The organism is Lewinella sp. W8, assembly GCF_004375085.3.
Classification (GTDB): Bacteria; Bacteroidota; Bacteroidia; order Chitinophagales; family Saprospiraceae; genus Neolewinella.
On record NZ_SNAQ03000017.1, the window covers coordinates 1 to 21,322 of the forward strand.

At 53.9% G+C, this 21,322-nt stretch carries 15 protein-coding genes; 13 read left to right on the forward strand and 2 right to left on the reverse strand.

Translation table 11 applies throughout. The features are described 5' to 3' along the window. Positions 1 to 450 precede the first annotated feature (450 nt). From E1J53_RS17550 to E1J53_RS17565, 4 genes are all read left to right on the forward strand, one after another. A complete protein-coding gene (locus E1J53_RS17550) occupies positions 451 to 1,428 on the forward strand; it encodes a hypothetical protein (RefSeq protein ID WP_134273894.1) in 978 nt (325 codons plus the stop codon). A 554-nt stretch (positions 1,429 to 1,982) separates the two neighbouring features. Further along, positions 1,983 to 2,900, forward strand: coding sequence for a DUF6602 domain-containing protein (locus E1J53_RS17555; protein ID WP_134273891.1), 918 nt, complete (start codon positions 1,983 to 1,985; stop codon positions 2,898 to 2,900). 70 nt (positions 2,901 to 2,970) lie between these two features. After that, entirely contained in the window at positions 2,971 to 3,816 is an 846-nt protein-coding gene (gene tcmP / locus E1J53_RS17560) for a three-Cys-motif partner protein TcmP (protein WP_134273889.1), read from the forward strand. A gap of 20 nt (positions 3,817 to 3,836) precedes the next feature. Then, complete coding sequence (locus E1J53_RS17565; RefSeq protein ID WP_134273887.1) at positions 3,837 to 4,556, forward strand: DUF5131 family protein; 720 nt, start codon at positions 3,837 to 3,839, stop codon at positions 4,554 to 4,556. An 84-nt stretch (positions 4,557 to 4,640) separates the two neighbouring features. Here the strand turns inward: E1J53_RS17565 and E1J53_RS17570 are convergent, their stop codons facing one another. Beyond that, a complete protein-coding gene (locus E1J53_RS17570; RefSeq protein WP_173021546.1) occupies positions 4,641 to 5,948 on the reverse strand; it encodes an aminotransferase class I/II-fold pyridoxal phosphate-dependent enzyme in 1,308 nt (435 codons plus the stop codon). A gap of 350 nt (positions 5,949 to 6,298) precedes the next feature. Here E1J53_RS17570 and E1J53_RS17575 point away from each other — a divergent pair, with 350 nt between their 5' ends. Beyond that, positions 6,299 to 7,861, forward strand: a complete 1,563-nt coding sequence (locus E1J53_RS17575; protein WP_134273881.1) for a sulfatase-like hydrolase/transferase — start codon at positions 6,299 to 6,301, stop codon at positions 7,859 to 7,861. Between the two features lie 79 nt (positions 7,862 to 7,940). Beyond that, positions 7,941 to 9,728, forward strand: a complete 1,788-nt coding sequence (locus E1J53_RS17580; protein WP_134273878.1) for a bifunctional isocitrate dehydrogenase kinase/phosphatase — start codon at positions 7,941 to 7,943, stop codon at positions 9,726 to 9,728. A gap of 133 nt (positions 9,729 to 9,861) precedes the next feature. On the opposite strand, the gene E1J53_RS17585 is transcribed toward E1J53_RS17580, so the two are convergent. Continuing rightward, positions 9,862 to 11,436, reverse strand: coding sequence for a hypothetical protein (locus tag E1J53_RS17585; RefSeq protein ID WP_134273875.1), 1,575 nt, complete (start codon positions 11,434 to 11,436; stop codon positions 9,862 to 9,864). 200 nt (positions 11,437 to 11,636) lie between these two features. Between E1J53_RS17585 and E1J53_RS17590 the strand changes: the two genes are divergently transcribed. The 7 genes from E1J53_RS17590 to E1J53_RS17620 all read left to right on the forward strand — a co-directional run bounded on the left by E1J53_RS17590 (position 11,637) and on the right by E1J53_RS17620 (position 21,276). Further along, a complete protein-coding gene (locus E1J53_RS17590) occupies positions 11,637 to 14,060 on the forward strand; it encodes a caspase family protein (protein ID WP_134273872.1) in 2,424 nt (807 codons plus the stop codon). A 127-nt stretch (positions 14,061 to 14,187) separates the two neighbouring features. Continuing rightward, on the forward strand, positions 14,188 to 15,429 hold the full coding sequence (locus E1J53_RS17595) for a caspase family protein (RefSeq protein WP_134273871.1): 1,242 nt from the start codon (positions 14,188 to 14,190) through the stop codon (positions 15,427 to 15,429). Positions 15,430 to 15,498: 69 nt separating this feature from the next. Continuing rightward, the gene (locus tag E1J53_RS17600; protein WP_134273868.1) at positions 15,499 to 16,476 is read left to right on the forward strand and encodes a M48 family metallopeptidase; all 978 of its coding nucleotides are present in this window, start codon (positions 15,499 to 15,501) and stop codon (positions 16,474 to 16,476) included. Positions 16,477 to 16,492: 16 nt separating this feature from the next. Next, positions 16,493 to 17,701: a CHASE2 domain-containing protein gene (locus tag E1J53_RS17605; protein WP_134273865.1), complete on the forward strand. Its 1,209-nt coding sequence runs from the start codon at positions 16,493 to 16,495 to the stop codon at positions 17,699 to 17,701. Then, entirely contained in the window at positions 17,694 to 18,833 is a 1,140-nt protein-coding gene (locus tag E1J53_RS17610) for a hypothetical protein (RefSeq protein WP_134273862.1), read from the forward strand. The genes E1J53_RS17605 and E1J53_RS17610 overlap by 8 nt, the downstream gene beginning before the upstream one ends. Before the next feature lie 72 nt (positions 18,834 to 18,905). Next, positions 18,906 to 20,573, forward strand: coding sequence for a hypothetical protein (locus tag E1J53_RS17615; RefSeq protein WP_134273860.1), 1,668 nt, complete (start codon positions 18,906 to 18,908; stop codon positions 20,571 to 20,573). Between the two features lie 397 nt (positions 20,574 to 20,970). Next, positions 20,971 to 21,276 carry a PLDc N-terminal domain-containing protein gene (locus E1J53_RS17620; RefSeq protein ID WP_134273857.1) on the forward strand — a complete coding sequence of 102 codons (306 nt, stop codon included), beginning with the start codon at positions 20,971 to 20,973 and terminating at the stop codon, positions 21,274 to 21,276. The last annotated feature ends 46 nt before the right edge of the window (positions 21,277 to 21,322 follow it).

Genomic DNA, 21,322 nt, shown 5'->3' on the forward strand with positions numbered 1-21,322 from the left:
TGATAACTTTCCATTGGCTGTTGGTCAGCGGAGCATAACGCCTCTGCATGTTTTAATCGGTTTAGTCACCTCATAAAACAGGCCAACAGCTGATTTTGTGTCCCAATAAAATTCCCAAACAAGCTCTTAGTCTTCATAGATAGATAACGCACAAAGAATAGAATTACTTGGAAATATGGTTGAAAATATAGTTATCATTACCAATGATATTTCTGAGGTAAAGAAAATAGAATGGATACAGAGGAAAGCGAGTTTGTAGCATTTAGCCTTGAATGCTGTAATTAATTAGCGGTATCTGGCAGGTTAATTATTTTCGATCTTGTGAATGAAATGAACTTGACGAACTTAAAAAGCCAGCTCTATGACATTACTCGTAAAATACATGAATGATCCAATAATTGTATTAGCCAAGAGGCTAGATTATATTTACACCTTCAAATTTAAATCATAATGATGAAATTTAGTGATAAGTACAGTGCTTTTAGAAACGGATTAGTCGCGTCGGCTAAAATAACTGGTATAATTGCTTTGATTTCCTTAATGGTAAACTACCTGCTTAATGTTTCTAATGGTAGCAACTTAATAATAAGTTTGTGTATATCTCTATTTACATTTTCTATATCTTTAATAATTGCCATTCTTGATAGAATTTTAAAAAATCTGAATGAATTTGGTCTTAACTTGAGATTTCAAGCGAATAATATCAAAGATAGAATATCTATAAGTCAGATAAATAGTAATTTAAAATCTCTGAATGAATACATCAACGATGATAGAAGAAATGAACTTACAAAGAGTAGTTTGCTAGAATTAACAAGCCAGTACTTTAAGAGGTTGGAAATTCAAAATGACTCTTTTTTGATTCAGGGAGAGCAAACTATCCTGAACGCTTATTCCCTCTTTTGGGAAAATATGATTATTGAGCAGAAGAGGAGAAAAAAATTAAAAAAGGATCCACTAATTGCTAGAATTACCCATTCGAATAGTTTACGAGTTTGGAGCGATAATGGTCCGGATCAAACTAAGGATTTATACAAATTGCAAAAAGAGTTTATTGACTATGGTGGAAGGGTTATACGATTTATAGGGATATCAAAAGCAAATCTTACACCTGATGAAAACACTAAGCACGTACTTTCTAAAATGGATGCTCATGATATTTGTGCATACTATGTACCAGCAAAAAAGGATTACTTAGAATATGATTACCTTTATTTATACGATGAAAAACTAATCTTGAGGTGGTACACTACTTCGGGAGGTACTCATATCGCAAGAATGGAAGTTGTTGAAAATGCAACAACAGAAGATCCTGCTTACGAATCCTGGAGTGATTTGTGGTATTTATGTATTGAATTACATGGAAATGCAGCGAAGGAAAGGCTGAACGGGATCATACCAGATAACCGACAATTCTCGAAAAGATAAAAAATATTATTCGCGGAATCGAGTAGGGTAAGGAGCCACCCGATAGTGCCAACTTATCCCTCTCATATTTACCCGACTAAGGAGGCGGGCCACCGTACGTACGGTTCTCGTATACGGCGGTTCATGAACCATGAAAAAATTGTTCGTAATATTTGGTGACCGACCGGTAAACCACGTTTTCCCCTCACCCGAACATCCCAGTGGCTAAACTTCTATCCGCCGTTCCTGCTCCCTCGGCCGGATAGTGTTCTGCTACGTGAATGATCGTGTGCATGCTTTGCGGTCCTTGATCAGAAAGCTTTTTTGACGTTTGATTTTTTAGGACTAAAAACCTACCTTAAGGCTGAAAAGACACCTCAACTGATCACCTCATCAACCCTGTTCCAACCATTGCATCCCCATAGAAAGTCAGCTTCGTTCAACGACCAGGTGGAGCCGGGTAACCACGTTGTGCGTAGGGGTAGAATACCTAGGTTGATGTTTGGCACAAAAAATAACACAAAATATGTTCATCGCATAATCATAAATTCGCATCTCGCGCCAACACATTTTCAATGACGATTAATACCGATGATTGGATTCCTAGACGGTCGAATAATCCTACTTTTAATGAAATCCTATTTCAGAAGTGTAAAAGAATAGATTCTGAACTTATACAATTTGTAGAAAATGAAACAAAGTTTAATCTTCATAATTTTGACACTGGTCTTGAAATAGAAAATCAAGTTGCTAAATATTTAGAAGACATTCTACCTAAACGATACTGTATTGGAAAAGGGATAGTTTGTGACCGCAGCGGACAGAACTCGGGCGAAAATGACATTGTAATTTTTAATGAGTATTGGTTTCCGAAACTAACCGGAGGTAGAAAAAATGATAGCATTAAATCATTTTATCCTATTGAGGGTGTTTTTGCATTAGGGGAAATTAAGCAAACCTTAACTCCAAAAACATTGATTGATGCCTATGAAAAGTTAGTCATTTCGAGTAGACTGAGCAGGCCAACTACTTCTGACAGTAGGATATCTGAAAACCGTACACTAGGAAAAGGAATCGGCACATCGAATCCATTATTTAAATTTATAGTGGCAATCAATTTAGATGACAAATATACTGTCGATGACATGTATACTGACTTCGTCAAAATAAGTCAAGATGTTGGTAGGTCTAATTGTGTTAATTTTATTGGCGTCATATCTAGTCATTCAATACACTGGGTAACTGATAGCGACATTAACGCTAATAAGGATAATGCAAAATTTAATGATTTAGAAAATCACAAGATATATTACCCTGCACTTAGACCTGTCCGCCAAGCATCTTCTTGCTTTTATGATTTATTATTGCTCCTATACAATTCAATGAATAATTCTATTTTAGGCTCAGAAGACATCGTAGTAGCTTATGGCAACCAGAATGGCGATTTACAGATTCCTGATAGTGACGAATACTACATTCTCCCTATAGAATGAAGGGCATAGGAACTTTACATTTTTTAAGTGTTTTTACAGCTTTGATTTTGTTTACATTAAATAAAAACTAATGAGTAAGTTTGATCCAATTATTGATGTGGAAGAAGATGGCCTTCTGACGCCCACTGTGAGAAGATGGTCCGAAGAGAAGTATAGTTTACTTGGCTCATATGCTAATATTTTTACGACTTCCATGTGCAAAAAATGGAACCAGTTGGTATATCTGGATTTGTTTGCAGGTGCTGGATATGCTAGAATAAAATCTACAAACAGATTAGTGATGTCTTCATCTCTAATTGCATTGTCACTACCTGTACCTTTTACCAAATATATCCTTTGTGAGGAAAACAAAGAAAAATTTGATGCACTGAAAACTAGAGTATCTAGAGACTTTCCAGCTGCTGATGTTACTTTAATCCATGGTGATGTAAATAAAAAAGTTTGGGAAGTAAAGAGATCGATTCCTCGATATGGAAAAGGGAATACTTTATTATCTTTTTCATTTGTAGATCCATTTTCGTTGAACTTAGATTTTAATACTATTAAAGTATTAGGAAGCAGGATGAATATGGATTTTCTAATACTATTAGCGTTGGGCATGGATGCTAATCGTAACTTCAAAAGCTATTTACTAAATAATAGCTCTAAAGTTGCCAAGTTTATAGATGATGACTTTTGGACAAAAAAAACAGAAAACTTAATCAATTCCAGTGATTTTATGCGATTCTTGTCATCCACCTACGATGACAATATGCTAAAGTTAGGATATAAAGAAGCCGCAGACAAACAAATTGTTAGGAGTCATGTAAAAAACCTATCTTTGTATCATCTCGCTTTTTATTCTAAACATGATTTAGGCAACCAGTTCTGGAATGATATGAGAAAGTATACTGATAAACAGATTTCACTTTTTTAATATAGCTTAGTAAGCACACTATGGCACAATCATCTATTGAGTGGACTGAACTGACTTGGAATCCAACTACAGGATGTACAAAAGTTTCATCAGGTTGCAAAAATTGTTACGCAGAGATTATGACTAGAAGGCTCAAAGCAATGGGAGTTGAAAAATATAGTCAAGGGTTCAAGAAAGTAATTACCCACGAAGACACATTACACATCCCTTACAGTTGGAAGTCACCGAAAATTGTATTTGTAAACTCTATGAGTGATTTATTTCATAAGGATGTCCCACTTGATTTCATTAAGAAGGTTTTTAAAGTAATGAACGAAAATCCTCAACATGTTTTTCAAGTATTGACTAAGAGATCAGGACGTCTATTAGAGCTACATAATGAATTTAAATGGACACAGAATATTTGGATGGGAACTTCTGTAGAAGATAAAAAAACATTGTTTAGAATAGAGGATCTAAGAAAAACAAAGGCTAAAGTCAAATTCTTGAGTTGTGAGCCCCTACTCGAAGATTTAGGGAAAATCAAGCTTAAAAAAATTGACTGGGTTATTGTTGGAGGAGAAAGTGGTCCACATGCTAGAATAATGGAGACAGATTGGGTATTAAATATTCAAGATAGATGTACTGAAAATTGTATTCCGTTCTTTTTTAAGCAATGGGGAGGAACAAGAAAGAAGAAAGCTGGAAGACTACTTAATGGTAAAACATATGATGAAATGCCTAAAATAAAACACCCTTAAAAATGTAGCCTTCCCCAAAAAGCACACCCACTCAAAACCATAAAATTTCAGCCGACCACTCAACCTCAAACCCCAACCAATCACCTACGAAGCCAACCACCGCCCCAACCGCTCCGTCGCCACCGCCAAATAGTCCTGCGGAATACCGGAATACACCATCCGGAACCAGCCGCGCCGGGGCGCGGCCATGCCGTCGGGGGCGGTGAGGAGCAGGCCGGTGTCCGCGAAGATGCCGCGCCAGAGGGTCTGCTCGGCTGCGTCGGTGTCGTCCGTGAGGAAGCGGGAGCAGTCGAACCAGACGAAGAGGCTGCCGGCGGCGGGGGCGTAGTTGATGTCGTGTTGCTTGAGGGTAGCAATGACCGTGGCGTAGGCGGTGGTTAAGCGCTGACGGTTGCGGAACTGGTACTTGGCCACCCAGTCGTGGTCCTGGAGCAGTTCGGAGAGCAGCCACTGGACGTAGTTGGAGGTGATGGACGGCGCCCCGGAATTACCCCAGGCCTCCAGCAGGGCGGTATTGTGGGTGTAGATCAGGCCTACCCGGAGTCCGGAGATGCCGAAGTCCTTGGAAAAGGAGTACCACCAGTGGAGGTAGGGGCTGTCTCGTTCCACGAGGAGGGGAAGCACCGAAGTGTATTCCGGAACGTCATCATAATCTGAGGCAATCGCGGACGCCCGCTGATCGATGAGGGAGAGGGCGTATATCTCGTTGACCACCAGGTGGATCTTATGGTCGATGCACCAGTCGGCCAGCTCGCGGAGTTGCTCCGGTGCGTAGATTTGACCGGTGGGGTTATTGGGCGTGGTGAGGATGAGCATCCGGAAGCGGTCGCCGAGTTCGGCGTGGGCGCGCTCCAGGTCGGCCACCCGCAGGCGGGACACCGTAGCCGGTGCCACGGGGTCTTCATCCGCGGGGTGGAGATCGTAGCGCTGCATCCCCGCCCGGTTACCGATGTCTCCGGAGTACACCGCGTAGGCCGGGGCGGGGATGACGGCCACGTCGCCGGGATCGCCCAGCAGAAAGGCCGTCATTTCGATGGTGGCGGTGGCCCCGGCGGAGACGGCAAACCGCTCCGGTGACAACTCCGCCCCAGCGATGTGCTTACCCACGAAACCCGCCACCGCTTCCCGGAATGCCGGGGCCCCGAGGATGCTGGTGTAGCTGGCCACCCAGTCCGGGGTGGGCCCCGCCGCGGCGATGCCGCGGAGTTTGGCTTCCATCTCCTCCCAGTTCAGGAGGTTCTCCGCGATGCAAAGGGGCAGACAGCCCTCGGGATTGTCTTCCGGATGGTAATGGTTGTCCATCGCTTCGGCGAAGAGGTCAAAATCCGCGCGGAGGGGGTGACTGGCGGCCCGACGGCCGCGGCGGGAGAGGGAGCTTTCAGGGGATTGCATTTGCCAAAGGTGGCAATTTTTATCCATGATTTGTTTCGAACCAGTAGCTTAATTTCACTACTTAGGAGACCTGATCCCCCCAGTTCGCTCCGTGATCGGACCTTGCTCCCCGAAGGCTGTTCCGTGAGGTTTCATCAGCGATTCCGCAGGAATCGCGGTCGCTCAGTAGGGTGCATAGTAGCGGCAGAAAATTTTCTGCCGCTACTCCAGGTAGGCTGTTCCGTGAGGCCTTATCAGCATCGCGTTTGTTCGATAGGGCCAACGGTAGCGGCAGGAAATTTCCTGCCGCTACCGTAAATTTCAGGGGCTTGATCGTCAACCTAATAAATCACGTGACAACCTCTCTCTCCATGCATCCCCCGGGCGGTAATCAATTCCATTTCCCATTTTCTGGAATACTCCTCCTGCTACTGGCCATGACCAGTTGCGGGGACGCGCCCGACGCCCCCCCGGATACTCCCCCCCGCCCCAACATCCTCTTCCTCTTCACGGACGACCAGACCTACCACTCGCTGGCCGCACTGGGGAATAAAGAAATCCACACCCCGAACCTCGACCGTCTGGTGGGCCGCGGTACCACCTTCACCCACACCTTCAACATGGGCGGCTGGAACGGCGCCATCTGCCTGGCCTCCCGGGCGATGATCAACTCGGGGCGGGCCGTCTGGGGCGCCCGGGCACATTCCGAATCCTGGAGAGCGGGCGATAGCCTGGCGCTGGAACAGAGCTGGGGACGACTGATGCAGGGAGCCGGTTACGCCACCTACTTCACGGGGAAATGGCACGTCAGCGCCCCGCCCCAGGCGGTGTTTGAGACCGTAGGTACAGTCCGGGGAGGAATGCCGCCGGACGGCTATCCCTTCGGAGACATTACGGCACTGTTTCAGCGTCATGATGGCGATCCTCCCCGGGATTCGCTGGTGGCGCTGCTACCGCCCGGGTACAACCGGCCGTTGTCTCCCGATGACCGGAGCTGGTCGCCGACGGACAGCCTGCGCGGTGGCTTCTGGCAGGGGGGGAAGCACTGGTCCGAGGTGGTGGCCGACGAGGGCATCGAATATTTACGGGATGCCGCCGATGATGATCGGCCGTTCTTTCTGTACCTGGCCTTCAACGCCCCCCATGATCCCCGTCAGGCACCCCGGGAGTTCGTAGATCGGTATCCGGTTACGGCGGTGGACGTCCCGGCGAACTTCCTGCCCGACTACCCCTACGCGCGGGAGGTGGGTAACGGTCCGGGTCTGCGGGACGAAGACCTGGCGCCCTTTCCGCGCACGGAGCTCAGCGTGCGCACCCACCGGGCGGAGTATTATGCCCTCATTACCCACCTGGACGCGCAGCTGGGCCGTGTACTCGCGGCCCTGGAGGCTACCGGTCAGGCGGACAACACCCTGATCATGTTCACGGCCGACCACGGGCTGGCCGTAGGCCAGCATGGCTTCATCGGGAAGCAGAATCTCTACGATCACAGCGTGCGGGTCCCGCTGGTGCTGGCCGGTCCCGGAGTACCCGCCGGCAAACGGGTAGACGCTCCGGTCTACCTGCAGGACGTCATGCCCACCGCACTGGAGCTGGCCGACGTCCCGGTGCCCGACTACGTATTCTTCCATTCCCTCCTGCCCCTGATGGAGGGAGCGCCGTCGCCCTACCCCGCCATTTACGGAGCGTACCGGCACGTCCAACGGATGATTCGTGAGGATGGGCACAAATTGCTGGTCTATCCCGGAGTACCCACCCTGAGGCTTTACGATCTGGTGGCGGACCCGCTGGAAACGGAAGATTTGGCCGGGAAGCCCGCCCACCGGGAACGGATACAGTCGATGTTGCGCTCCCTGCGGGCGCAGCAACAACTGATGGGCGATACCCTTTCGTTGGCGGAAGCCGAGCAGTGGATTCCCGACCCGATGCGGTAGGCATCCTACCGTTTACTAATTCCATTTCCGCAAAACATTGCACCTGCGCGCCGTCGCCCCCTGCCTTACCTTAGACCCGATGTTCGACGCCTTACGCCACTTTAACGTCGCCCACAACATCCTGATGGGTTACGTAGATTATTACTACCGCTTCAAGCTGATCACGAAGCGGGCCCGGATCCGCTTTGAAAACCGCGACTGGCACGGCACCCAGGCCGACGCCCGCAGCCGGATTTCGCTGTACCGCGAGGACGTGGGCAAAACCACCGAGCGCATCGAAAAATTACTGGACGGCCAGCGTCCGGGACCGGAATTCTGGGCCGAAGCGAAGGCCGCCTACGCCGAAGAAATCGCCCATTTTGACACCCGGAACATCGCCGAGACCTTCTATAATTCGGTCTACCGCCACTTCCACCAGATTGGCGCCAACCGCGACCTCATGTTCGTGGCCCGCACGGGCAGCTACCGGGAGTATCAGGGAAGGACGGCCATCAGCCACGATTATCAGCTGGGCAAGAAGGACCTGGCGGACATCGTGCGGGACCTGCTCCATCACTTTCCCTTCCGGGCCGCATGGGACGACCAGGAGCGGGACATCCAACTCGTGGCGGATCGCTGGCAAAGCATGATCGATCACCACGGCGGGCGCCGGACTGAGGACCGGCTCCAGGTCCTGCGGTCGGTGTTTTACCGCAACAAATCGGCCTACATCGTCGGGCGCTTCTTCCACCAGGACGACATCTACCCCTTCATCCTCCCCCTGCTCCACCCCGACGGCCGGGGCATCATGATCGACGCCCTGCTGCTGGCCAGCGACCAGGTAACCTCCATTTTCAGCTACCATCGCTCCTACTTTTTGGCCGACATTACCGTGCCCAGCGACATGGTCGATTTCCTCCAAACCTGCATGCCCAGCAAGCAAATCAGCGAGCTCTACAACGCCATCGGGTTTGAAAAGCACGGAAAAACGGTCTTTTACCGGGAACTCATCCGGCACTTCCGGCAGACCAGTGGAGCCGGGGATGACGATGATTTGGCGCGGACGCAGGATGCCAGCGCTACCCCTAAGGAGCCCAGTGACCCCTTCATTACCGCCCCCGGCATCGCCGGGATGGTGATGTACGTGTTCACCACCCCCAGCCTGAACATGGTCTTCAAGGTGATCCGGGATAAGTTCGCCCCCCCGAAGCAGGTAAGCGCCGCCCACGTGAAGGAGCGGTACGAACTGGTGAAGCACCACGACCGCGTCGGCCGGATGGCCGACAGCTACCTCTTCGAGCAACTCGCCCTGCCCGAGGAGCGCTTCCACCCGGATTGCCTCCGGGAACTGCTGGAAACGGCACCGTCCAAGGTCAACATCGAGGACGGGAAAGTGCACATTTCCCACGTGTACATCGAAAAGAAAATGGTGCCCCTCAACCTGTTCCTGCAGGACGCCGACGAGGAGATGGCCCAGAAAGCACTCCGGGATTACGGCCGGGCCATCAAGCAGCTGGCCGCCGCCAATATTTTTCCGGGAGACCTGCTGCTGAAAAACTTCGGGGTGACGCGCATCAAGCGGGTCGTTTTCTATGACTACGACGAAATCGAACTGGTCACGGACTGTAATTTCCGCCACATCCCCGAGCCCCAGACCTACGAGCAGGAAATGGCCAGTCAGCCCTGGTACTACGTCGGTCCCCACGACATTTTCCCCGAAGAATTCCCCGGTTTCCTCATGCGGGCGGGCCCGCACCTGACCTACCTCCGGCAGGTGCACGGCGACATCTTCGACGCCGACTTCTGGAACGACGTCAAGGCCCGCTTACTGGCCGGGGAGATCATGGACGTTTTCCCCTACCGGTCGGACCAGCGGTTTCTGCAGTAACCTCAGGTTGGGGGTTGATTGCGTCCTCGAAGAGTCCGAAAAATAACAGATTTTGAGGTCCTTTGAGGGTCGCCAGGGCAAAGCAAAACCCTAGTATTCTGCCGAGAGGCCAACCTCTCCTCGCTCCAGGAGATTACTGCCCGAACAACTTAAACGACAGGCTGAAAAAGTATCCCAGCTCGTAGCGGCTGGTGGTGGGCAGCACCCCGTCCAGGTTGGAGAAGGGGTCGCCGACCTCCAGACCGGCGCCCAGTCGTTGCACCCGCCCGCCGATCAGTCCGGCGCTGAGGTATACTTTGTCCCGGCTGCCGAGCACCAGGCTCGGCCCCAGCAGGAAGGTCGCCGACTGGGCGGCATCCGTGCCGGTGAGGGGCAGCCCGACCCCCAGAGCGCCCCCCAGGCTGGCCTTTCCGTTGGAATAAGGATGGAAGTGAAAAAAGGTGTTGACGATGGGCAGGAAGCGGTCCTTGTCCGCACCGACGACAACACCCTCCCGCACCAGATAATCCTGCGGCGCGGAGAAGTACTGTCCGAGGCTTAGCCCAACGCTGGAACTGATCCGGAGGCCACCCCGAACCCCCACCCGAACGGGCGTCAGCTTGACCGCCGCGGCCCCGGTGCGGTTGCCGGCCGTGTCCAGGGCGTACAGGGAGGGGTTGAGCCGAAAGGCTCCACCATCCGCCGCAAATCGCTCCGTGTAGGTAAAGGTCGCACTGCGGATTTGCTCGATCTCGTACCGCAACTCAATGAGGCTGCGGGTGTAGGCCATCTGGTTGGTATTGACGATCGTTTCCACGCTGGCCTGGTTCTTGGCGAGGTTTTCTTCCACTTTAAGCGACGCGGTGTGCACCTCTCCGATGGAGTTATCGAGCTCCTGTACCAGCTCGTTCCCCGGGGGTACGCCCATCAGGTACAACTCTTCCCGCATCTCGTTCAGGGTCTGCGTCTGCTGGTGATATTGCCCCCGTAGTTTTTCCAGTTTCGCCAGGTCAGTCCGGAGAGATTTAGCCTGCTCCTCGGCGATGGACAACATATCAAAATCATCCGGTTTGTTCCCGATGGCGTTTTTAATGAACTCTTCCGCGATGGTGGTAATCTGCTGCGGCTTCAGGTTGGGATAGTGCTTCAGGTACTTTATTTCTCGCCGCGCCAACTCCACTTTATCCCGCTGTGCCATGGTGGCCCTGAGGGTAGTATTCAGCTTTTGCATTTTACGCTCGGTGTCGTCCATTTCGAAGAGTAGGTCCTCAAAGCGGGTGCGAAATTCCAGCAGCGCGCCCTCAAACTCCGCACTGACCATACCCCGGACGGTTTCCTCCCCACTCCATTCATCGTAGGTTTCTCCCGCGTCCCCGCTGATGTCCTTCAGCGGGTCCACGCCTCCGGCCATCCCCCCGAAGGAGGGCAGTCCGCCCCCCGGCACGAGATTCTGCAGAAAGGGTAAACCACCACCGGTGCCCTCTGCGGGCACCTCTTCGGTCTTGGTGACTTCCACCCCGTAGCGGAAGGTGTTCAGGTCCGTGAGGTGCAGATAAACCTCCTCGCGGTTTTTCACCACCGCCTGATCGAGGGTGTCGCCCCCGCACACGTAAGTCGGCTGCTGGGTGAGCACATTATAGTAAATATGCAGGGGTTGGGCCATCACGGAAGTACCACAAAACAGTAGGCCAATGCCCCCGAGGAGGAGGCGTATGCGGAGGGACATCATGTTGTTTCTTTTTCGGAAAGATAGCGGAACAATTACCCTAATCAGTAGGTAGTTCTACCTATTTCACCCCACGACACTTCCAGGTTCTTCGCTCCAACCTTAAGTTGTTTTCCGAAACCATCCCTCGGAAAACAAGGGCTTGTCCCACAAAAGGTTAAATTTATCACCCCGGGCCAGCCTTTTCCATCTAAGCATCCCTTTTGCTGCAAAACTGTGCACATAAAACCGTGATTCTGGCTTGTTTGAGCTGGTGCTTCACTACGGCCATCCTGGCACAGGGTTTTACTCCCCAGGAGGAAAACGGTAACGTCCTGGCGGTGGTCATCGGCATTTCTGACTACCAGGATGCGGCCATCGATGATCTCCGCTTCGCGCACCGCGACGCCCTGGCGTTTGCCGACTTTCTCTTCTCCCCGGAAGGCGGTGGCCTCGGCCCGGATCAGGTCCGCTTGCTGCTGGATGAAGAAGCGACGCTGGCCAGCATTCAGTCCGCACTGGCCTGGCAGTTAAAGGGCGCGAGCGCAGGTGCCAGGGTAATTCTGTACTTCGCCGGGCACGGTGACGTGGAAACTGGTGAGCAGAATACTCAGGGATATCTCCTGGCCCACGATACCCCCAAGAACAACTACAACCTACTGGCGCTCGGTATTGGGTACCTCAATCAGCATTTGGCGGCCCTTTCCGCCCGGGGAGCCTCCACCGTGGTCATCTCCGACGCCTGCCACGCCGGCACCCTGGCCGGCAACGATAACGACGGCCGCATCATCACGGCCACCCAGCTGGCCCGTCGGCAGCAAAACGAAATTAAAATCCTGTCCTGTCAACCCTACGAGCTGGCCAAAGAGGGCACCCGCTGGGGAGAAGGGCGGGGCGCCTTTTCCTATTACCTAATTGAGGCCCTGCGCGGAACGGCCGATACGGACAAGAACCGGGAAATCGACCTCTACGAGCTCGAGCGATTCCTCCAGGACCGCGTCCGGGGGGCCACCGAGCGGAGTCAGCACCCGGAAGTCGTCGGGGGGCGCAAGAGCATCCCCTTCTTCCGCGTGGACGCCGACGCTGCCGCCCTTTCCCAGTCCCGTAACCGCCAACGGCTGACCAAGAGCTTCCTGGAAACCACCCTGGAAACCGCCTCCCGCAGCGTGCAACGGGATTACGTCCGCTTCGGACGCGCCCTGCAGCGCGGCAGATTGCTGTATCCGGAGGGGAAGTCAGCCTTTGCCTATTTCGAGCGCCTGCGGACCGACACCAGCCTGGCCCCGATTCGCTACCTGCTTGAGGAGAAGATGACGGTGGCCCTGCTGGATTCCGTGCAGCAGGCCATCCGGGCCTACCTCAATACCGACGCCAATGAGCTCATGCAGCGGGAGCGCCTGGACGAGAAGTACCGAATTTTCCCCGAATACCTCGAACGAGCGGCCGGGATATTTGGCGAGCAGGATCCGCGATACCGCTCCACGGTGGCCAAAAAGCACTATTTCCGCGGACTGGTCCTACGCCTGGAAGGAGAAAGGAGCCAACGACCGGATTCCCTCTACCAACTGGCGCTACGGGAGCAACTTGCGGCCCTGGAGCTGGAAGACCAGGCGGCTTACCTGTTCAACGAACTGGGGCTCCTCCATTTACGGACCCGCAACAACGAAGCGGCTTCCCAGGCTTTCGCCCGGGCGATGACCATTGCCCCCACCTGGGCATTGCCCTACAACAATATTGCCAGCCTTTACAAGAGCATCAGTCCTAAAGACTACTACGAATACATCAAGGCGCAGTACGAAACGGCCATTGCCCTGAAACCCGACTTTGCCACGGCCTACATGAACTACGGCAACTTTCTGGTGGCCAACCTGCAACAAGCGGAAGCGGAGCCCTACCTCCGCAAGGCACTGAGTCTCGGCCCCGATTACGTCGACGCCTACTATAACCTTGGCATCACCATTTACCCCCAGAAGACCCAGGAAGCCATTGGGCTGTTCCGGGAAGCGCTGCGCCGGAACCCGGCCTACCGGGATGCCCACCTCGGCCTGGGCCTGGCCCAGGACCATCTCGGTCTTCAGGATTCTGCCTTCCAGCATTACCGGACCGCCATCCTCGCGGGCGTTTCCTACCCCCACGCCTTCGGGCGTTTGCGGGAGCTCGGGACCCAGCTGGGTCGGCAGCAGGAAGTAATGGAAACCCTGGAGTCTTCCCTGCACCACAACGCTTACCGGGTGGAGGCCTTTGTCCACCTAGGACTACTGGATACCCTATCTCCCCACTGGCAACGAACGTTGAGCACCGAACACCCGGGGCTTCCGGAGCGAGCGGATATGGCCAAATTAATTGGGTATGGCTTCTTCAACCAGGGCAATCCAGCACTGGCGGAACGTGCCTTTCAGTTGGCCATTACCTGGCAGGAAGACGCTCCACAGTACTACGTAGACCTTACGGGATTTTACACGGTCCGTAAGGAGTACCGGGAAGCCCTCCGGACCATGAAAAAATGCTACCAAAAGGCCCGCAAGCAGGAAGTCCTGGAAACCTATTGCAAGAACTTTCGGGAGGGTGGCCTTTATGCTCCCCTGCGGGAAACCTCCGACTTCCAAAAAATCACCAAAAAGTACTGTGGGGCTTTTAGCTCTCCCTGAATGACGGCGGTCCGGTCGGTTTCCTGCCGAACCTGATCCCGCCCACCACTACCCGCCAAAGCGATAATCGTTATCTTCCAATCAGTTAGACGCTTCGGCCATCACCTTCAACTAAACGAATCAGCACATGCGTCATCCCTCATTTTCCCTCTTCATCCTGCTCCTGTTCGCCGCCGGGGGCCTGCTGGGCCAGGCGAAGACCCTGCACGTCATCTACAACATCAATGACCACCAACAAGACGGCATTTTCCAGGGTTGCCAGCAAGACCGTACCAATTCGGAAGAACTCTTTTCTACCATCGGGCAACTCGCCCGGGAGATGGATATGGGCATTCAGGTAAAAGAACATCCCGTCCAGTTTAACAAGGCCAGCATCACCGATTTCCTGACCAACCTTGACCCGGGAATGGACGATGCCATCGTCTTCCTCTTCTCCGGGCACGGGATGATCAGCGACAACCGGTCTCGGTGGCCACTCATGTACTACTGCCAGGAAGCCGAATTCGAGAACTTCAACGCCGAAAACTGTACGCTTTCGCTCAAGTGGGTTCACGACCAACTCAAAGCCATGAACATCCGCATGTCCATGGCCATCAGCAGCAGCTGTAATAACGACCCCTTCACCGACGGGAACGTCGAACAACTGCGCCGGGAGATGCGGGAACATTCTTCCGGAACCACGGAAGGTGGTGAGGGTCACTACAATTTTGACCTCTTCACCCAGTTCAACGGCCACATTCTGGCGTCGGGCGCTTCGCCCGGGGAGGTTGCTTACCTGAACGATGACCTCGGCTCCTACTACATCAATGCCTTCCTCAACGTCATGATTGACGGTTTGATCTCCGACAAGGCCACCACCTGGGCCAGCATCTTCAAGAAGACCAACACGACGGTCAACAACATCAAACCGGACCAAAAACCGCAATTCCTCATTTTCCGGGATAACCGCAACAGCTACTCCGGCGAACTTACCGGGAAGTACGATGACGATGACGCTGAGCTCTTCGGCTTCGACGAAGCTGACTTTAGTAAGGAATGGGAGACGGCCTTCGAGATCGAAGAGGCCCTCGAAATGCTGCCCTATATCCTGGTTAAGGCCCTGATTGACCAGGTTTCGATGGAGGACACCGAAAACTTCGATTTTCAGGCCGAAAGGATCATTGCCTTCTACGACCAGGAGGTGCTGACGCCCTATTATTTTGATTATGCCGCCGAAGACGGGTTGGCCCAATACTACTGTGAAGAAACCGTCTTGAGCATTCAGGATAAATACTTCAACGAAGATTTTGAACTCGCCATGGAGCTGTTCCCTCTGCTCCCCGAGGCGCTCCGTCGTCGGGTTGCCGCTTTTGTCGACACCCTCCGGTAACCGCACTCCTCACTACCCTCATCACACTGGTACCCCTTGTCGGTGTCCCGTGTACAAACTACCTGTTTTATGAAATACTATCTATTTACCCTTTGCCTAGCCCTTTCCCTCGGGCTGATGGCACAAACCGCTCCCTCCACGAGTAACCCGCCCGCCACCACGCCTCCCCCCACGGCCGTCAGCACCGGGGCTTCGACGGGCTCCGGGACAAGTACGACCTTCAATACCGGGACAAATACCACCACTACGACCCCTCCCCCCACCAACGACCGCACCATGGGCCTCGGCGCTCGCCTGCGCGCCGGCCTCGCCAACAACGCCAATGTAGCCGCAGCGGTGGATAACGGTACTCGCCGTGCCGTTCCGCCCACCCCCCGGCCAAGCACTGACGTGGTGGAGGACACTCCCACCATGGACGATACTCCGGTGATGGATGAGGACGTCACGATGGACGAGGAGGTGGATTACTTCACCGAGTACCTTTCCCAGGCCGTACTGGCCTACGAAGATTCGGATTACGAAACTGCCGGCCTTTACGTCGAATTCGCCGCCGATGAGTTAGACATCACCAATGAGGATGACGTTCTCCTGTTCTTTGAAGCTGCCGCCTCCGTCGCCTACTCCCTGAACTACGAGGAAGGAGACACGGAAGCCGCCAATAAGCTGCTGACGATTGGCAACACGAAACTGGCCGCCTACACCGAGCTTTATCCCGCCACGGAAGACAACGCACACCTGTACGACCAGGCCGGCTACGTCTACTACGAGCTCGACTTTAACGACGATGCCCTGCGGTTTTTCTACGCCTCCATTCAGGCGGTTCCCGACGACGCCAATATCGCCTACATGATCGCCAGTACGGCGGCCCTGACCGGGCAGCACGAAGCGGCCCTCAGCTACCTCGAGTACGCCCTGCAGTTGGGCTACTACGATAATATTCTGGCCGACGAGGATCTGGACGACGACTACATCAGCACCGACAGTGATTTGGAATCCCTGACGAAGTACCCGAAATATCAGGAGTTGAAGGAAACCTACGGCTTCTAAACCGTAATTTCCCACGATGAATAACCGGTTTTTCCATATTCACGGATTGGCGATCACCCTGATCATCTTTCTCTTTATCGGTCTGGTCAAGCTGGTTACTTTCCAATCTCATTACTTCGACCCCTTCAACAACGGGATGAAGGACTATGAGGTGACGGACATCATCTACTCCCAACTGCGGGACAAGGAACGCGTGAAACGGGAAACGCGAATTGCCCTGGTCCACGTGGAGAAGCCCACCCGGGAAGAACTGGCCGCGGTGCTCGAACGCATCGCGGCCTTTTCCCCGGCCGTCATCGGAGTGGACATCCTGCTGCGGGGAGAAAAGGACAGCCTCGGGGATCATGAATTGCGGAGGGTCCTTGACAGTATCCCCAACGTTGTCCTCGCCGCCAACCTGGCTCCCTACGTGGATTCCCTGAAGGGCATTCCCGAGATGATCGTTTCGGATTCGGCCTTTTCAGGGAGGGTCACCTCCGCCTACACCAACTTCCTGGCGGGAGAAGACAAGACCGTCCGGATGTTTACCCCACGCTTGTCTACCCTGGACGGCCAGACGCACGACGCCTTTGGCGTTGCCCTGGTCCGGCAGTACGACGACGCCAGCGTACGCCGCCTGCTGCGCCGGAACAATCCGGCCGAACGAATCGACTACCTGGGGGAATACCGCAGCTTCCTGCGCAAAAACGGCAGTGATGTTCTGGAGGCCTCCGAGGAAGAACTTTCTGTCCTGTTCCGCGACCGCATCGTAATGGTTGGCTTTGCGGACAGTCGGGATCCCGATGCCCCCATTGAAGACCGATACTTCACGCCCCTCAATCCCGTGTACACGGGCAGAAGCATTCCCGACATGTACGGCATGGTGATTCACGCCAACATCGTTTCCATGATTCTGGATGGTCGCTTCATTTATGAACTGCCCGCATGGGTCCGGACGCTGCTGATCATTGCCTTTACCTACTTCAACGTCCAGATCATCCACCGCATCTACCACTGGCTGCCCGACACCTTCCACGGCATCACCCGGATCATGCAGCTGATTGAGTTGCTTATTTTCTTTTTCTTTGTTGCCTTTCTGTTTAATGAATTCCGGATCAAAATCGATTTCTCTACGGGCTTTCTGGCCCTCATCCTGGCCTACGACGTGGTGATGATCTACGAAAGCCTCATTCGGAAAAGAATCCCCTTTTTAAATAACGTGAACTATGAAGATGAAAATGAATAAGTCGCAATCTATCCTGGTGCCTTCCGGGTTCGGGAGTAGCGCTCAGGGTACGGAAGAATTGTTTGGGCGCTTGCGCGCAGGTGCCTGGCCCTTTAGAAAGCGCACGGCTGCTCCGCTCCGTCGCCCCAATGCCCTGCTCATACTGCTTGCTTTTTTCCTACTCGGGCAAGGTATTCAAGCCCAGGATACCCGGCCGCCCCTGGTCATGTTTGCCGAGGGAGAGGTCCGCTTCGCCAAGCCGGACGGTAAATCGGAGCGCGTCTTTACCGGCATGTACCTCAGTGAACAGGGCAGCATCGTACTGAAAAAAAATAGTCGGGTAGAACTGATCTACAACGACAAATTTGTGGAACTCAAAGAACCGGGCACCGTCACCTTCGATAAAATATTCGGGACCGCCCCCCAGCGAAAAAGTTTCATCCAACGCTTCTCCAACTTCGTGGGCCGTGGCCTGGACCAGTCCAGTTCCGCCCGCAGCATCGAAAAGGCCTACATGGCCAACCAGAGTAACGCCCAGGGCAATATCCGCGGATTTGGTGACCGGGGTCTGCTGGACGTTTTCCCCTTCGGCGGCATGGTCTCCCCCACCGAAATTACCTTCAGCTGGCCGGAGGAATCCGGTAAATCCTCCTACCAGTTCCGACTGGTGGACAGCCTCTCCGAACAGGTCGTACTGGAAGTAAAAACTTCCCGCCCCGCGATTACCCTCAACCTCGAGGAGTTACTGCTTCAGGACGGAAACCTCTACTACTGGGAGGCCGGCCCGGCCGTCCAGTCCCCAGCGACTTCGGGTCCCAAGCGACTCAGTCGCCGCAGTCAGCCGACCACGGATTACGACCGCTACACCTTCACCTACGTCGCCAGAGATCACGCAGAAGTACTGACCGACATTCGCTCCGACGAATTCTACGTGAAATACTCCCGTCCGGAACAGCAGATGCTCATCGAGGCCATGCTGCTGGAGGACGCCGGTTTCCTGGCCGCCGCCTACGATGCCTACCAACGGGGACTGGAAGTGGCCCCCAAGGACATCATCCTCAACCGCAATTATGCGGCCTTCCTCGGCCGCTGGAACCTGCGGACCCAGGCTAAGGAAATCGTCGAAATGACCAGTAAACTTCCCCGGGAATAGGGGCCGTGGGGGCTGCCTACCCTTGTCCGGAGGCGGCCCCCGGCCTCCCCAACCTCCTCAAAGCCCATTGCCATGAAACCCATCTTTATACTGTTAGCCCTATGCTCCTCCTTGCTGGTAAGTGCTGGGGCCCTTCCCTCCAGCGACACCGCGGATAAGGAAGCGGCCGCCCGGGCCATTTTTGAGCAGCTGGTGCGGGCGCGAGGAGATCAGAGAATGCCCCCTCCGGAATTCATCTTCACCACCCAGAAGGCCAACGGTGCGCGGGCGGAGGACGGCAAGGTCATCCTCGAAGAACTCGCCTACGACGTGTGTAGCGGGCTGGGCGAAGACGGAGAAACCGCCCTGGCGGGTTTACTGGGACACGAGTTGATCCATTACTACGAAAAGCACGAGTGGGAAGGCGGCTTCATCAGCGTTGTTCGGGGAGAGGACGCCGAAGGCTCGCGCGCGCTCACGCGCGCGGTCAAGGAAAACCTCTTCGCCCTGAAGAAGGACGAAATTGAAGCCGACTACCTCGGGGGCTTCCTGGCCCATCTGGCCGGATACCCCAGTACCGACGTCATGCCACGGGTACTTGAGGGCATCTATGCGGCCTACGAGCTCGAGGAGGAGCAGGCCAAGTACCCCACCCTGTCGGAAAGAAAGCTGATCGCCACGGAAACCCACCGGGAGTTGACCGGGCTGATCAACGTGTTCACCATGGGTAACGCCCTGACGACCCTGCAGCGCTACCCCGATGCCCTGACGTATTACGAGCACGTGCTGGACCACTTCCAGAGTCGCGAGATCTACAATAACCTCGGCGTCGTCTACGTGCAGGCGGCCCTGCCGATGTTCAAAGCCGCCACGGTGAAGTACCTCTATCCCGTAGAACTGGACCTCGATTCCCGGCTGGACGGGCAGACCCGCAACGTGGGGGTGGACCGGGAAACCCGGGAATACTACCTCCGGCAGGCCATCCGCAATTTCCAGCGGGCGCAACTTCTGGACGATCAGTACGCCGTGGCTCAGCTGAATCAGGCCTGCGTACATGCCCTGTTGGCGCAGTCGATGCAGGAGGCTCCGGCTCCGCCGGAGCAGGCGGAGCTGGCCCGGGATCACCTGCTGGAAGCCGGCATCCGGGCGCGGGCGGCCATCCGCCGGGCGGAGGCCCGGGGTCTGGCCCAAACGGCGGCCAACGGCCACCTCCTGCTGGGGATCGTTGCCGCGCTGGAGGGCCGTCCCGCAGCGGTGGGCGCGGCCTGGGGCCGCGCGGGGGCCAGCCCCCTGACCGCCCTTAACCAATCCATCCACGACACCGGCAACCTACCCCCAAAGAAGGAACGCCCCGCCGATGACTTCGCGATGGAAGAAACCCTCGATGACCGTAGCATCACCGACGTACGCGACGAACTCCCCGAATGGCAGGAAGAACTGATGATCATGCGTAGGCCGGACCGGATTCGGCTGCAGTCCTACCGGGATGACGCCAGTGCTACGGCGCTGTTGCGCCATGAGGTCAACGGCGGACGGGAAGCACTACTGATTTTCCAGCCTACCGAGAATTATGCCGGGGAAACCGCCCTGGAGTTGTCCCTCGGTGCCCGCCGTGAAGCCATCATCGAGGAATATGACCAGCCCGACTACTTCGTCCCTACCGCCGGTGGTCTCACCCTGGTCTACGAGCAGAGCGGTATTGTTTTTGTGCTTCGGGACGACGTGCTGGTGAGCTGGTGGTTGTTCTCCGCGACGGAGTGAGGATTATATCGACGCTTGGACAAAACCCTTCCCGCTCCGTTTATCCGTTAAGGTGATCGTGGGGAGCAGAAACTTCAAAAACCACTTTGCATAACTTCTTATGCAGAATAACATTTTAGAGCTTGTTTGGGATTTAATAATCGACCTTAGTTTGGCCTTATTTCGCACTAGCGTCGTTGGGAAAATCCTCATTTAGCGCTGCTAAACTCCGGTTTTCCCGCCTTGCTATCACCAAATAATGCTCAAACCCGGTCAGATGACCAAAACCCAAACAAGCTCTTAATTTTCTTATTACGTTCTTCCGAAGAAAGCCCGAGAACGAATCACTAAGGACGCATCCCTTCACGTTCTATCTTTAAGCGCGTACAATACCTCAATTACTGAACCTACCCCACCTATGGCATCCATCTTCCTCCTCTTGATTATGTTCCTGGCCTTAGCCAGCCTGGTGGCCACCATCTGGGCGGCCTATGATATCGCCACCAAACCCTTCGTCAAGGAAGGGGACAAGGTACTGTGGCTGATCATCGTGCTTTTGCTCGGGGGCATTGGCCCGATCATCTACCTTACCCAGCGGAAAAATTTACTGGCGGAATACGCTCAACCCAAATACGACCATGATGACGTGCTGGACCTGAATGCTCCCCGCCCCCAGGTGCGGGAGCGGGGGAATGCGTCGGGGGAGGATGATTATCTGGTGTAAGTTGTCTGCTTCAGAAAACATCCCGAAGAAAACCGAATAAAAACGC